This window comes from Hymenobacter cyanobacteriorum (assembly GCF_022631375.1).
Classification (GTDB): domain Bacteria; phylum Bacteroidota; class Bacteroidia; order Cytophagales; family Hymenobacteraceae; genus Hymenobacter; species Hymenobacter cyanobacteriorum.
Window position 1 is genome coordinate 84,552 of the sequence record NZ_JALBGC010000001.1, and the last position, 13,972, is coordinate 98,523.

Below are 13,972 nucleotides of genomic sequence, written 5' to 3' on the forward strand. Positions count from 1 at the left end.
GAACAACCAAAGATAAGCGCCGCCCGGGCCGGGCCGGGCGGTAACGAAAAAAGGAACAATTGGCCTTGTTAGGCCGGGTCGGTGGATGCCGGCCCAAACGGGCTTTATGGAATCGGGTTGCGTGGTTGGCAGGAATATTCCGACATCTTTGCGGCCGCTTTCAACTTTTCGCGGCGGCGGGCCGTTTCACAACTTCCCGCCACTACTAGCCGGCCGCAACCTCTCCCCGCCCACATGGTCAAGAATTTAGTAATCGTCGAATCGCCCGCCAAAGCCAAAACCATCGAGGGCTACCTCGGTCAGGACTTTGTGGTGCGCTCGAGCTACGGGCACGTCCGCGACCTGCCCAAGGACAACAACGCCATCGATATCGCCAATGGTTTCAAGCCTACTTATGTTGTTTCGGCCGATAAGCGCGAGCTCATCGCGCAGCTAAAAAAACTTTCGAAGGAAGCCGAAACCGTGTGGTTGGCAAGTGACGATGACCGCGAAGGCGAGGCCATTTCGTGGCACTTGGCCGAAACGCTGAACCTGCCGGAAACCAAAACCAAGCGCATCGTATTCCGCGAAATCACCAAAAACGCCATTCTGGCCGCCATTGCCGACCCGCGCACGGTGAACCAGGACTTAGTGAATGCCCAGCAGGCCCGGCGCGTGCTCGACCGCCTCGTGGGCTTTGAGCTAAGCCCCGTACTCTGGAAAAAGGTGAAGCCCGGCCTCAGTGCCGGCCGCGTGCAGAGCGTGGCCGTGCGGCTGGTGGTAGAGCGCGAGCGCGAGGTAGCCAGCTTCCTGCGGGCCAGCGCTTACCGCATTGTGGCCCGCTTCGATGCCGGCCGCGGCGCCGTGCTGGAAGCCGAACTGCCCACCCGCTACAAAACGCGTGAGGAAGCCGAAGCCTTTCTGGAGCGTTGTGTGGGCGCTTCCTATCAGATTGAAAGCCTCGACAAGAAGCCCGGCAAGCGCAGCCCGGCCGCCCCGTTTACAACGTCCACGCTACAGCAGGAGGCCTCGCGCAAGCTTGGATTCTCGGTGGCGCAGACGATGAGCGTGGCCCAGAAGCTGTACGAAGCCGGTAAAATCAGCTACATGCGGACGGATTCGGTGAACCTAAGCCAGGAGGCGCTAGCGGGCGCGCAGGCAGCCATTACGGCTTCCTACGGCGCCGAGTACCACCAGATTCGCACCTTCAAAACCAAGTCGGCCTCGGCCCAGGAGGCCCACGAAGCCATTCGCCCCACCGATTTCAGCGCCGTGAAAGCCGGCTCGGATGCCTCGGAGCAGCGCCTGTACGACCTCATCCGCAAGCGGGCCATGGCTTCGCAGATGGCAGAGGCAGTGATTGAGCGCACCACAGCCGTTATCGGCATCAGCACCCAGCCGGGCGTGACGCTCACGGCCAGCGGCGAGGTCATCACCTTCGAGGGCTTCCTGAAAGTGTATGCCGAAAGCAAGGACGAGGAGGAAGAAGAAGACGCCAGCAACGGCGAAAGCAGCTTCTCGCGCGGCCTGCCGCCGCTGAGCGTGGGGCAGGCCCTGCCGTTGCAGCGCCTGAGCGCAACGGAGCGTTTCTCGTCGCCGCCCGCCCGCTACACCGAGGCTTCACTGGTGAAAAAGCTGGAGGAAATGGGCATCGGTCGACCTTCAACTTACGCCCCCACCATCAGCACCGTGCAGAAGCGCGGCTACGTGGAAAAGGACTCGCGCGAAGGCAAGGAGCGCAAATTCCATGTGCTGACGCTGGACGGCGGCACAGTGAACACCGAGGTAAAAACCGAGAACTACGGCGCGGAGAAAGCCAAGCTTTTCCCGACCGATACGGCCATGGTGGTGAACGACTTTCTGGTGGCCCACTTCCCGGTGATTGTGGACTATCAGTTCACGGCCAAGGTGGAAGATGAGTTCGACCAGATTGCCAACGGCCACGAGAACTGGACGCAGATGCTGACCGGCTTCTACGGCAAGTTCCACGCGACCATCGAGGCCGGGCAGGACATCGACCGCAGCACCGTGGGTGCCACCCGCGAGCTGGGCGTGCACCCCGAAACCGGTGAGCGCATCTCGGCCCGCCTGGGCAAATACGGCCCCTACGTGGCCCTGGGCGACACTGAGGGCGAAACCAAGCCTGCCTACGCCAATCTGCGCAAGGGCCAGTTCATCGAAAGCATCACCTTGGAAGACGCGCTGGAGCTGTTCAAGCTGCCGCGCAACGTGGGCGAGTTCGAAGACAAAGCCATGACGGCCAACCTCGGCCGCTTTGGCCCCTACGTGCGCCACGACAGCAAATTCTACTCCCTCACCAAGGAGCAGGACCCGCACACCATCACGGCCGAAGAGGCGGTGGCCCTGATTGAGGGCAAGCGCAAGGCCGACGCCGAGCGCCTCATCAAAGCCTTCCCAGAAAACCCCGACATCCAGGTGTTGAACGGCCGCTTCGGTCCCTACATCGTGGCGGGCAAGAAGAATGTAAAAATCCCCAAAGGCGAAGAGCCCACGGAGCTGACCCTGGAGCGCTGCATTGAGCTGGCCGACGCCACGCCTGATAAGCCCAAGGGCGGCCGTTTCGGCAAGAAAGCTGCCCCAACTAAGGAGGAAAAGGACTCGGACGCGCCGGCTAAAAAGGCTGCCAAAACCGCTACCGCCAAGAAACCAGCAGCGAAAAAGCCCGCGGCTAAAGCTTCGGCGGCCAAGAAACCGTCTACCAAAACCGCCGCGGCGAAAAAGACGACGGCCAAAGCAAAATAATCAGCGGCGCTACCGCGTTGGAATTGCCAGGAAAGAGCCCGCAAATTGCGGGCTTTTTCTTTTGCCGGACGTTATGTGTTGTCTCCCCCCACTTATGTGGCTAAGTGCCGCCTGTTGCAGCTTCAATAATCCGAGCGCCGAAACCGGGCCATCTCGGCCGTCGGGCGCGGTTTATGCCTGGCAGGCGCGGCCCGGCGCGGCGGAGCAAAGCCTGGCCGCCCGTTTTCCCGCGCCAGCGGGCAGCCGGCGCGTGGCGGTGGCGCAGGGCTCCTGGGGCGAGTGGCTGCGCTGGCTGCCCCTGAAACCGGCCGGCACCAAGGCCCGCCTTTACAACGGCCAGCTGAAAACCCCGCAAAACGTGGTGGCCGCCGTGGTTGACATCGACGTGCCGCCCCAGGACTTGCAGCAGTGCGCCGACGCCGTGATTCGGCTGCGGGCCGAGTACGTGTTCAGCCACGACCCGAACAAGGTGCACTTTCACCTCACCACGGGCTATGATTTCTGGTTTTCGGATTTCGTGGCCGGCCGCACCTTTCGGGTGGTGAATGAGGAAGTGCTGCCCGCCACCCGGCCGGCCGAAGCGCCTACCCACGCGGCGCTGGCCCGCTACCTCGTGCCCACATTCGGCTACGCGGGCACCAAATCGCTGAGCCGGGAGCTGAGGCCCGTGCCGCTGCCGCAGGTGCAGCCCGGCGACGTGCTCATCCACGGCGGCGCGCCTGGCCACGCGGTGCTGGTGGTGGATGTAGCCGAAAACCCGGCCTCGCACCAGAAATACGTGCTGCTGGCCCAAAGCTACATGCCGGCGCAGAGCATCCACGTGCTGCGCAACGTGGATGCGCCCGGGCTCGGGGCGTGGTTTGAGGTGCCCGGACCGGCTGAGGCGGAGTTTGACACACCGGAGTGGACGTTTGCCCGCGAAGAACTGAAACGGTTTGAGTAATCAGATGTAGGGGCAGGGCTTGCCCCTGCCCGCCTGTTCGCATCGTTGAGAGAATTCGTTGAACAGTACGACCGCCCGGGCGGGGGCAAGCCCCGCCCCTACGCCGTTCAACGGTGCTAATTATCTCGGCTCAATAGCTTCAATACTCACCGCACTCAACTCATCAAAACTGCGAATAATGCGGTCGGCCTGGTGCAGGTTCTGGCCTTCGGAATGCGGGCTGGCGTAGCCGATGCAGTAGATGCCGGCTGCTTTGGCGGCGGCCACGCCATTGGCCGCATCTTCGATGACGATGCAATTGGCGACGGGAGTGCGAGCGAGCTCAGCGGCGCGCAGGAAAATGGCCGGGTGGGGCTTGGATTCGGCAAAATCCTCCCCGCTGACGCGGTAGGCGAAGTAATCGCCCAGGCCAAATCGGTCGAACACCCGCGCGATGGTGGCTTTCGAGGCCGACGATGCCACGACCAATTGAATGTCGTGGCGGCGCAGGTCCTCAATCAGGTGGCGCACACCGGGCAGCAGGTCAAGGTTCGCGTCTTCGTCGAAGGCCTTATTGAATAGCTCGCGCTTGCGGTCTACCATAGCTTCAACATCCTGGGTTAGGCCGTATTGCTGCTTGAGCCGCTGAAACACGTTGCGCGTCGACTTGCCCAGAAAGGTGGCATACTCGGCATCTGAAACGGCAATGCCCAGTTCGGCAAACTCTGCGAAAAAAGCGTGGTGATGGAGCGGTTCGGTGTCGATGATGACGCCGTCCATGTCGAAGATGACCGTACGAATCATGAATGCGGAAGCAATGAAATACTGTCGGGCAAAGGTACCGGCTGGCTGCCCTGCTCCCACTTACGGGGAAATAATAGCAGTCCGAAAACTTTTCAGCGGTCAATGATGTATATACATCAAATGTACCTACATTTGTATTGCCAACGCTTCTAATTACCGCCCCTATCATGGCCCGCACCGTTCTGCACCTCGCCAATACCCGCGGCCACGCCAACCACGGCTGGCTCAATTCCTTTCACACCTTCAGCTTCGCCGGCTACAATAACCCCGAGCGCGTGCACTTCGGCGCCCTGCGCGTGCTGAACGACGACACCGTGGCCGGCGGCATGGGCTTCGGCAAGCACCCGCACGACAATATGGAGATTATCTCCATCCCGCTGTCAGGTGATTTGGAGCACCAGGATTCGATGGGCAACAAAACCGTCATCCGCCAGCACGACGTGCAGGTGATGAGCGCCGGCACCGGCGTAGCCCACTCCGAAAAGAACCACAACCCAAAGCAGGAAGTGAAATTCCTGCAAATCTGGGTATTCCCGAAGGAGCGCGGCATCAAGCCCAACTACGGCCAGGAAACCTTCGCCCCGGAAGCTCGCCACAACCAGCTGCTGCAAGTGGTGTCGCCCGCCGGCGAGGGCACCAACCCGCACATCAACCAGGATGCCTGGTTCCACATCGGCAACTTGGATAAGGGCTTCACGACGGATTACGTCATAAAAAAAGCCGGCAACGGCGTCTACGCCTTCGTGCTGGAAGGCGACGTAACCATCAACGGCCAGGCCCTGCACCGGCGCGACGGTTTCGGCATCTGGGAAACTGACAAGCTAGCCATCAGCGCCGACAGCAACGCCGAGCTGCTGCTGATGGAAGTACCGATGGAATTTTAACTGGCATATCGAATAGAAAGAACGGTCATGCAGAGCGCAGCGAAGCATCTTTACCGCACAATGCAATTCAATCATCAGGATTAGTATTGAGGTAAAGATGCTTCGCTACGCTCTGCATGACATTCTAAAGACATTCTTAAACTGTACTAAAGCCAACCCAACCTTATGAAACCCGCTGCCACTACCTACCCCGTTCACGAACTCATCCGCAACCGCTGGAGCCCGCGCTCCTTCGCGGCCCAGCCCGTGGAGCCCGAAAAGCTGAACCAGGTGTTTGAAGCCGCCTCCTGGGCCTTCAGCGCCATGAATTTGCAGCCCTGGCAGTACATCTACGCCCACAAGGCCGACACCGCCGCCTTCCAGAAAATCCTCGATTGCCTGGTGCCCGGCAACCAGCCCTGGGCTAAAAATGCGCCCGTGCTCATCATCGCCCTGGCCCAAACCGCCAACGCCGACGGCCAGCCCAACGGCGCGGCCATGCACGACCTGGGCGCCGCCAACGCCACCCTCATGCTCGAAGCCACTGCGCTGGGCCTCTACGGCCACCTCATGGGCGGCTTCGACCGCGACAAAACCCGCCGCGATTTCAACCTGCCCGACAACCTGACGCCGGCCGTGGTGATGGCCCTGGGCTACATCGGCGAAGCCGAGCAGCTCGAAGAGCCCTTCCTGAGCCGTGAAAAATCAGCCCGCAGCCGCAAGCCGGTGGCCGAGTTTGCCTTCCAGAACGAACTGCCCGCCGCTCAATGAAAACCCGCCTCACCCGCGCCGCCGACCGCGGCATCAAAGACATTGGCTGGCTGAAAAGTCACCTTTCGCTCAGCTTCGGGCCCTACCCCGACCCCGAGCGCACGGGCTTCGGCCTGCTCCGCGTGTTCAACGACGACGTGGTGCAGCCCGGCGGTGGCTTCGGCATCCACGGCCACGCCAACATGGAAATCATCTCGGTGATGCTGGCCGGCAGTATAAACCACAAGGACACCCTCGGCTATACCGAAGTGGTGCACCAGGACTGGGTGCAAATCATGAGCGCCGGCTCGGGCCTGCGCCACGAAGAGCACAACGTGGGCGACACCGACGTGAATTTCCTGCAAATCTGGATTGAGCCCAAGCTCCAGAACGTGGGCCCGCGCTACCAGCGCCGCCAGTTCCCGGAGGCGAAGCGCGAGAACCAGCTCACCACCATCGTAAGCAACGAAGAAGGCCAGGCCCACTGCTGGATAAACCAGAACGCCAAGCTCTCCCTCGGCTACTATACCGAAGCCCAAACCGTCGATTACACCTTCAAGCCGCTGAATAAGCTGCTGTTTCTGTTCGTCATCAGCGGCAGCGTCACGGTGGCCAGCCAGGAAGTAAACACCCGCGACAGCCTCGGCATCTGGGAAACCGACAGCGTGAGCATCGAAGCCGCTGCCGGCACGCGGTTTTTACTGATTGAGTGCCCGATTAATCATTGAGGGCCTTCCCACCTGTAGCGCGGACTTTGTAGTCCGCGGCCCCGCGCCGTACGGATATCGTTCATCCATCGTTCTGGGTCACGGACTACATAGTCCGCGCTCCATCGCGCTACGCAAAACGCGCCGCTGCTCCGGTTACGGGAGCGGCGGCGCGTTTTGCGTAGCGCTTGAAAGCAACGGCTTTTTTTTTGCGGCCAGCCCAGACGCCCTGCGCTGCCAGCGGCTACATTTACGCCTCCCGCAATTCCCTATTTCATGGCGCAATTCCTCCTCATTCAATGCCCCGACGAGCCGGGGCTGGTCTATAAAATCACGGGCGTGCTCTACGGGCACGGCCTCAACATCCTGCGCAACGGCGAATTCGTGGAGCGCGAAACCAGCCAGTTTTTCATGCGCACCGAGTTTGCCGGCGACTTCGACCCCGCCCAGCTGCACGCCGAATTGCAGGCCCTGCTGCCGGCCGGCGCCAGCATCCGCTTCTCCGACACCCGCCCCAAGGACATCGTGCTTATGGCCACCAAGGAGCACCACTGCCTCAGCGAGCTGCTGGTGCGCCACGCCTTTGGCGAGCTCAACGCCCGCGTGCTGGCCGTCGTCAGCAACCACGAAGTCCTCGGCGACTTGGCCCGGCGCTTCGACATTCCCTTCCATTGCATCTCGCACCAGGGCCTCACGCGCGAGGCCCACGAAGCCGCCGTGCTCGCCACCCTGGCCCAGTACCGGCCTGAGTTCGTGGTGCTGGCCAAATACATGCGCATTTTGTCGTCGGAGTTCGTGGCCCACTACTCCAACCGGCTCATCAACATTCACCACTCGTTTCTGCCCGCCTTCGTGGGGGCCAACCCCTACGCCCAGGCCTACGAGCGGGGCGTGAAAATCATCGGGGCCACCGCCCATTTCGTCAACGAGCAGCTCGACCAGGGCCCCATCATCGCCCAAAGCGTCATCCCCATCGACCACACCCAGAGCGCCCGCGACATGGCCCAGGCCGGCCGCGACGTGGAAAAAATCGTGCTGGCCCGCTCCCTCAACCTCGTGTTCGACGGCCACGTCTTCGTGAACCGCAACAAGACGGTCATTTTCGATTGAGCGCATTGTTCGGAAACAAAACGTCCTGAAAAGAACGTCATGCTGAGCGCAGTTGAAGCATGACGTTCTAATCCTTCTCCGTTGATAACTACCGCGCCCGGCCCGCCGTACGCCAACCTCACGCATTCCCACTCCCCTCCTCATGGCCGAAACCTCCCTCAAAGCCGTCGCCGCCAAAATGGCGAATCTCGACATCACGATGCTCACCACTCACACCAGCCGCGGCCAGCTCAGCACCCGCCCCATGAGCAACAACGGCGACGTGGAATACGACGGCAATTCCTACTATTTCACCTACGAAGGCTCCCGCACGGTGAACGATATTACCGAAAACCCGCACGTCAGCCTCGGCTTTTCGGGTCCCGATTATTTGTACGTGTCCGTCGTCGGCAACGCCACCCTCATCCGCCAAAAGGCCACCCTCGAAAAGCACTGGCTGCCCGAGCTCAAACGCTGGTTCAAGGACGGCATCGATACGCCCGGCATCGTGCTCATTCGCGTGCAGGCCAAACGCATCAAGTTCTGGCACGGCGAAGAGGATGGCGAAGTGACGCTGTAGGGGTCAGTATCTCCGAACAAATAGCGCGTCATGCAGAGCGCAGCGAAGCATCTCGCGTGTGGTAGCAATCCAATAGTCAGGGGTTACTATTGCACGCGAGATGCTTCGCTGCGCTCTGCATGACGTGCTTTAAGCATCGTTCAACTAAGACCCCAAATCCCTACCAAATGAAACACCTCGTCGTCCTCACCGGCGCCGGCGTCTCGGCCGAGTCCGGCATCCGCACCTTCCGCGACACCAACGGCCTCTGGGAAGACCACCGCGTCGAAGACGTAGCCTCGCCCGAAGGTTTTGCGCGTAACCCGGCTCTGGTGCTCGATTTTTACAACCAGCGCCGCGCCCAGGCCCGCACCGTGCAGCCCAACGCCGCCCACCTGGCCCTGGCCGGCTTCGAGGAAGAACCCGACTGGCGCGTCAGCATTATCACCCAGAACGTCGACGACCTGCACGAGCGCGCCGGCTCCACCGACGTGCTGCACCTGCACGGCATGCTGAACGAGATGCGCTCGGTGGCCGACGAAGCCACCGTGTACCACTGCGAAGGCGACATCCACGTGGGCGACCTCGCCCCCGACGGCTCCCAGCTGCGCCCCCACATCGTCTGGTTCGGCGAAATGGTGCCCGCCATCGAAGAAGCCGCCGAAACCGTGAGCACCGCCGACGTGCTGCTCATCGTGGGCACCAGCCTGCAGGTGTACCCCGCCGCCGGCCTGCTGCACTACGCCCCCGCCACCTGCCCCGTCTTCGTCATCGACCCGCACCAGCCCGAAGCCGGCCGCCGCGGCGTGCGCTACATCGCCGAGCCCGCCAGCACTGGCGTGCCCAAAGTGCTGCGGGAGCTGGCCGGGTAGCCTAGACCCGTCCTGTCATCCTGAGCGCAGCGAAGGACCTTACCACGTTCGACGAGCTTTCGTTTTGACGTGATAAGGCCCTTCGCTGCGCTCAGGATGACAGGCGTTTTCGTTGCTTACGCTACCTTCGTTTCTCCCTCTCCCCCCGATGCACCCTCCTCCCAACCGCAGCTTCTGGCGCGAATTCTGGCCCAAAGCCCTCGTCATTGCCGGTGTCGTGCTGGCGCTGTGGCTGCTCGAACACTACGGCATCATCCGCCGCTGGTAATTTCTCTATGGCTTCTGCCTTCGCCCACGCCGCCCTCGGGGTCACCCTCGGCAAGCTCCTGCTCCCCCAGCGCCGCCACTGGCCCTACTGGGTAGCGGCGGGCATTTGCGCCGCCTTGCCCGACATCGACTCCATTGGCTACCGCCTGGGTGTGCCCTACGACAGCCTCTGGGGCCATCGGGGCCTCACGCATTCGCTGCTGGCGGCTGCCGTGGTAGCGGCCGTCGGCACCTTATTCGCCCAGCTGGTGCGGGCGCAACAGCGCCCATCGGTCGGGCGGCTGGCGCTGCTGCTGTTTCTGGCCACCGCCTCGCACGGCCTGCTCGATGCGCTGACGACCGGCGGGCTGGGTGTGGCGTTCTTCAGCCCCTGGCACCTGGAGCGGTATTTCTTTCCCCTGCGTCCCATCAAAGTTTCTCCGCTGAGCATCCGGGGCTTTTTTGGGACTAAAGGGCTACGGGTGCTGGCCAGCGAGACCATTTGGGTCGGACTGCCGTGCTTGTTGCTGCTGTTGGGGCAGCGATGGTGGCGCGGCGTGGCCCCGTCTGCGGCAGAAAACTAGCCGCGCCGCAGCAAGGGCGCATACTTTACCCCGCGTTCTGCGTATTCCGGTGCATATCCATTCTTTATGCGCCTACAATTCCTCTCCGCGCTGGCCGCGCTCGGACTCACCGCTGGTACACTTTCCGCCCAAACCGCGCCCCCGGCCCACACCGTTTTCCTGCTGGGCAACACCGCCCAGGCTACCTTGCCCGCTGCCCGCCTCAAGCTGCTGCGCGCCACGCTGGAGCAGCAAACCGGCCCCTTCACCGTGGTGCACCTCGGCGACATTGTGGGCAATACCGGCCTGGTGGCTAAAGGCGACACCGCCTTGGCCCAGGCCGAGCGCGACCGCGCCGACCAGCTCATTGCCTTGGTAAAGGGTCTGCCTCAGGGCAAAATCTACTTCCTGCCCGGCGATAAGGACTGGGCCAACTCCGGCCGCGATGGCCTCAAAGCCGTGCGCCGCCTCGAAAAGTACATCGAGAAGCAGCTGCCCGGCCAGAACGCCTTCGTGCCTACCAACGGCTGCCCCGGCCCGGAGGTGGTCGACGTGGCCCCGCTGGTGCGCCTCGTGGCCATCAACACGCCCTGGTTCACCCACCCCTTCGACCGCCCCGAGGCGCCCGACAGCGACTGCAAGACCCTCACCAAAGAGGAATTCCGCGAGCAGATTCAGGACCTGATAGACGACACCAAGAACAAGAACGTGCTGCTGCTGGGGCACCACCCGGTGGTGAGCAACGGCGTTTACGGCGGCCACGAGCCGCTGTCGCGCCACCTCAGCCCGCCCGTGTTCGGCACCATCTACGCGGCCTACCGCCAGAACGTGGGCACCCCGCGCGACCTGGCCAGCCCCGGCTACCAGGAGCTGCGCAAGGAGCTGCTGAACACCCTGCAAAGCAACCCCGGCGTGATTTACGCCGCCGCGCACGACTACAGCCTGCAGCTCACGCCCTTCCAGGGCAACTACCACATTGTCAGTGGCAGCTTTGTGGAAGATGAGCATGTGGGCGCTAAAGGCCAGTCGCTCTACAGCAAGAGCGAGGAGGGCTACACCACCCTCGAATACTTCGCCGATGGCACGGTGAAAACCCACATTTTCACCTTCGATGACAATGGCCAGGCGGCCAAGGACGCCTACACCGGCACGCTTTTCCGCTCGGCCTGTGCCGATGGCGGCGACCAAAAGGCTCCGGCCAACCCTTTCATCACCAACTGCCCCGGCGCCACCAAAACGGTAGCCGAGGCCAAGCCCGATGCCCCCTATCAGGCTACCACTACGGTGGTGCCCGGCCCGGAATACAAGCCTACGGCGAGCAAAAACTTCTTCATTGGCAAAATCTACCGTTCGTCGTGGCTGCAGCCGGTGACGGTGAAGACACTGGATTTGGGCACCGAGAAAGGCGGCCTGCGCCCTACCGGCAAAGGCGGCGGGCGCCAGACGACTTCGCTCAAGCTCATCGCGGCCGACAGCTCGGAGTACGTTTTCCGTTCCGTTGATAAGGACGTGACCAAGATTCTGCCGCCCGAGCTGCGCAACTCCATTGCCTCGGATATTCTGCGCGACGTGACGGCCACGGCTAACCCGTACTCGAACCTGCCCATCAGTTACATGCTCGACCAGACGGACATTCTGCACGCCCGCCCGCGCCTGTTCCGCCTACCCGATAACCAGCAGCTCGGCCCCTACCGCGCCGACTACGCCAACCTGCTCGGCACCCTCGAAGACTCGCCCAAAGACCCCAAGAAGAACCTGCCCGGCTTCGGCGACTCCGATGAGGTGACGCGGAGCTTCGGCCTGTTCCGCAAGCTCTATAAGGACCACGACAACCACGTGGACGCCCCCGCCCTGGCCCGAGCCCGCGCCTTCGACATGCTGGTGGCCGACTTCGGCAAGCACGAAGACAACTGGAAATGGGCCGGCTACAAGCAGGCCAATGGAGGCGTACTTTACCGCCCCATCCCGCGCGACCGCGACCAGAGCTTCACGCAGTGGAACGGCCTGCTTACCTACCTCGCCAACCGCGAGTGGGCCGTGCCCAGCATCGAAGGCTTCAACACCGAGTTTCGGGACATGAAGAGCCTGAACTGGCCTGCCCGCCACCTCGACAGGTTCCTGCTGCAAAGCCTCACCCGCGAGCAGTGGCAGGAAACCGCCAAGTATCTGCAAGGCAAAATCACGCCCGCCGTCATCGATGGCGCTACGGCCCAGCTACCCCCCGAAATCCAGGATAAGTCCGGCAACGACATCAACCGCAAGCTCAAGGCCCGCATTCAGGAGCTGCCCAAGGCCATCGACGAATACTACCTGTTGCTGGCCCGCCGTGTGGATGTGGTAGGCTCGAACAAGGGCGAAGTGTTCCAGGTGAACCGCCTGCCCGATGGCCAGGTGCGCGTGCAGATGTTCGACCGCGCCGGCGATACCGAAGCCCCCAAAGGCACGGCCCTGTTCGACCGCACCTTCAAGCCCAACGAAACCGCCGAAGTCTGCCTCTACGGCCTCGGCGGCCGGGACGTATTCACCGTGACGGGCGACGGCGGCAGCCACAGCATTCTGGTGCGCGTGATTGGCGGCGACGGCAAGGACAGGATTGCCGACAACTCCACGGCTGCCGGCCTGCGCACCCTTACCAAAGTGTACGACGTGCCCGATACCGACCTGCAGCTCGGCCCGGAATCGGACAACCACACCAGCACCCGCCCCGGCGTGAATGCCTACGACCGCGAGCAGTTCGAATTCAACTCCTACCGCCCCACCATCGGCCTGGGCTACAACCGCAACGACGGTTTCACGGCCAGCGCGGGCATCACCTTCCTCACCCAGGGCTTCCGCAAGCCGGGCTTCAAGAACCAGTATTCCATCCTCGGGGAGGTGAGCACCGGCGGCCAGCGCCAGCTCACGCTCAGCACCCGCCACCGCTACGCCATCGGCAAAATCGACGCGGGCGCGGCAGCCAGCTACGGCAGTTATTTCCCGTTCTACAACTTCTTCGGCCTGGGCAACAACACGCCCCTCGACCAGGACAAGTACGACGTGAAATTCTACCGCGCCCGCTACCGCGGCGTCACCCTGAATGGCTTCCTGGAGCGGGTGTTTCTGCAACGCAGCGTGCTGCGGGTGGGGCCGACGTTTGAATACTACGTCACCGACTTTGCCAACGACAGCTACCTCGGCGTGCTCAACCAAACGCCCGGCGCTTCGGACATTCGCCCCAACAGCAGCACCCAGAACCTGCTCGGTATCAATGGGGTGTTCGACCTCGACCTACGCGACCGTCAGGCCTTTGCCCGCCGCGGCGTGCGCCTGCGCGCCCAGCACGACACCTACCGCCAGCTGTCGGGCGCCGAGCGCACCTTCGGCCTCACCCAAGGCTTTGCCGAATACTACGGCACGGCCAAAATCGGTATTCCCGTCACGCTGGTGCTCAAAGGCGGCGGCGCCAAAAACTACGGCCCCGACGCCGACATTCCGTTTTACAAATTCGCCTCGCTGGGCCTGCGCGAGGGCCTGCGCGGCTACTACCGCAACCGCTTCAGCGGCGACGCCAGCCTGTACTACAACACAGAACTGCGCCTGGCCTTAGGCCAGGTCAAAAATGGCTTCCTGCCCTTCTACTACGGTGTGTTCGGCTTCTACGACCAGGGCCGCGTGTACTACCAGGGCGCCTCGCCCGGCGGCTGGCACACGGGGTACGGCGGCGGTGTCTACATCGCGCCGGTGGCCGAAACCCTGGCCTTCGCCATCTCCTACCAGAAGTCGGTTGAAAGCACGTTGATACAGTTTGGGCTGGGTTTCCGGATTGATAAATAGCCGGCCCTTTCTACCACCGCATCAAACGCCCGCTCCTTTATT

11 protein-coding genes are annotated in these 13,972 nt (G+C 62.5%); 10 read left to right on the plus strand and 1 reads right to left on the minus strand.

The annotated features are described in order from the left end of the window. The first annotated feature begins 234 nt into the window (after positions 1-234). Both topA and MON38_RS00425 read left to right on the plus strand, forming a co-directional pair. Positions 235-2,742 (plus strand): type I DNA topoisomerase, encoded by a 2,508-nt coding sequence (gene topA / locus MON38_RS00420; RefSeq protein ID WP_241934160.1) that lies wholly within the window; start codon positions 235-237, stop codon positions 2,740-2,742. 94 nt (positions 2,743-2,836) lie between these two features. After that, complete coding sequence (locus tag MON38_RS00425; protein ID WP_241934161.1) at positions 2,837-3,685, plus strand: DUF4846 domain-containing protein; 849 nt, start codon at positions 2,837-2,839, stop codon at positions 3,683-3,685. A 120-nt stretch (positions 3,686-3,805) separates the two neighbouring features. On the opposite strand, the gene MON38_RS00430 is transcribed toward MON38_RS00425, so the two are convergent. Continuing rightward, positions 3,806-4,468 (minus strand): HAD family hydrolase, encoded by a 663-nt coding sequence (locus tag MON38_RS00430; RefSeq protein ID WP_241934162.1) that lies wholly within the window; start codon positions 4,466-4,468, stop codon positions 3,806-3,808. A 167-nt stretch (positions 4,469-4,635) separates the two neighbouring features. Here MON38_RS00430 and MON38_RS00435 point away from each other — a divergent pair, with 167 nt between their 5' ends. From MON38_RS00435 to MON38_RS00470, 8 genes are all read left to right on the plus strand, one after another. Then, on the plus strand, positions 4,636-5,352 hold the full coding sequence (locus MON38_RS00435) for a pirin family protein (RefSeq protein WP_241934163.1): 717 nt from the start codon (positions 4,636-4,638) through the stop codon (positions 5,350-5,352). 165 nt (positions 5,353-5,517) lie between these two features. Continuing rightward, entirely contained in the window at positions 5,518-6,102 is a 585-nt protein-coding gene (locus tag MON38_RS00440; protein WP_241934164.1) for a nitroreductase family protein, read from the plus strand. Beyond that, positions 6,099-6,809, plus strand: coding sequence for a pirin family protein (locus tag MON38_RS00445; RefSeq protein WP_241934165.1), 711 nt, complete (start codon positions 6,099-6,101; stop codon positions 6,807-6,809). Before MON38_RS00440 ends, MON38_RS00445 begins: the two co-directional genes overlap by 4 nt. Positions 6,810-7,064: 255 nt before the next feature. Further along, positions 7,065-7,898, plus strand: a complete 834-nt coding sequence (purU, locus tag MON38_RS00450; RefSeq protein WP_241934166.1) for a formyltetrahydrofolate deformylase — start codon at positions 7,065-7,067, stop codon at positions 7,896-7,898. Between the two features lie 142 nt (positions 7,899-8,040). Next, complete coding sequence (locus tag MON38_RS00455) at positions 8,041-8,457, plus strand: pyridoxamine 5'-phosphate oxidase family protein (RefSeq protein ID WP_241934167.1); 417 nt, start codon at positions 8,041-8,043, stop codon at positions 8,455-8,457. Positions 8,458-8,624: 167 nt separating this feature from the next. Beyond that, positions 8,625-9,308 (plus strand): SIR2 family NAD-dependent protein deacylase, encoded by a 684-nt coding sequence (locus MON38_RS00460; protein WP_241934168.1) that lies wholly within the window; start codon positions 8,625-8,627, stop codon positions 9,306-9,308. A 275-nt stretch (positions 9,309-9,583) separates the two neighbouring features. Then, positions 9,584-10,138 (plus strand): metal-dependent hydrolase, encoded by a 555-nt coding sequence (locus tag MON38_RS00465; RefSeq protein WP_241934169.1) that lies wholly within the window; start codon positions 9,584-9,586, stop codon positions 10,136-10,138. A gap of 66 nt (positions 10,139-10,204) precedes the next feature. Continuing rightward, positions 10,205-13,930: a BamA/TamA family outer membrane protein gene (locus MON38_RS00470; RefSeq protein WP_241934170.1), complete on the plus strand. Its 3,726-nt coding sequence runs from the start codon at positions 10,205-10,207 to the stop codon at positions 13,928-13,930. The last annotated feature ends 42 nt before the right edge of the window (positions 13,931-13,972 follow it).

Coding starts and splice junctions, on each gene's coding strand:
- topA (WP_241934160.1), top strand. CDS start 235: ATGGTCAAGAATTTAGTAATCGTCGAATCGCCCGCCAAAGCCAAAACC.
- MON38_RS00425 (WP_241934161.1), top strand. CDS start 2,837: ATGTGGCTAAGTGCCGCCTGTTGCAGCTTCAATAATCCGAGCGCCGAA.
- MON38_RS00430 (WP_241934162.1), bottom strand. CDS start 4,468: ATGATTCGTACGGTCATCTTCGACATGGACGGCGTCATCATCGACACC.
- MON38_RS00435 (WP_241934163.1), top strand. CDS start 4,636: ATGGCCCGCACCGTTCTGCACCTCGCCAATACCCGCGGCCACGCCAAC.
- MON38_RS00440 (WP_241934164.1), top strand. CDS start 5,518: ATGAAACCCGCTGCCACTACCTACCCCGTTCACGAACTCATCCGCAAC.
- MON38_RS00445 (WP_241934165.1), top strand. CDS start 6,099: ATGAAAACCCGCCTCACCCGCGCCGCCGACCGCGGCATCAAAGACATT.
- purU (WP_241934166.1), top strand. CDS start 7,065: ATGGCGCAATTCCTCCTCATTCAATGCCCCGACGAGCCGGGGCTGGTC.
- MON38_RS00455 (WP_241934167.1), top strand. CDS start 8,041: ATGGCCGAAACCTCCCTCAAAGCCGTCGCCGCCAAAATGGCGAATCTC.
- MON38_RS00460 (WP_241934168.1), top strand. CDS start 8,625: ATGAAACACCTCGTCGTCCTCACCGGCGCCGGCGTCTCGGCCGAGTCC.
- MON38_RS00465 (WP_241934169.1), top strand. CDS start 9,584: ATGGCTTCTGCCTTCGCCCACGCCGCCCTCGGGGTCACCCTCGGCAAG.
- MON38_RS00470 (WP_241934170.1), top strand. CDS start 10,205: ATGCGCCTACAATTCCTCTCCGCGCTGGCCGCGCTCGGACTCACCGCT.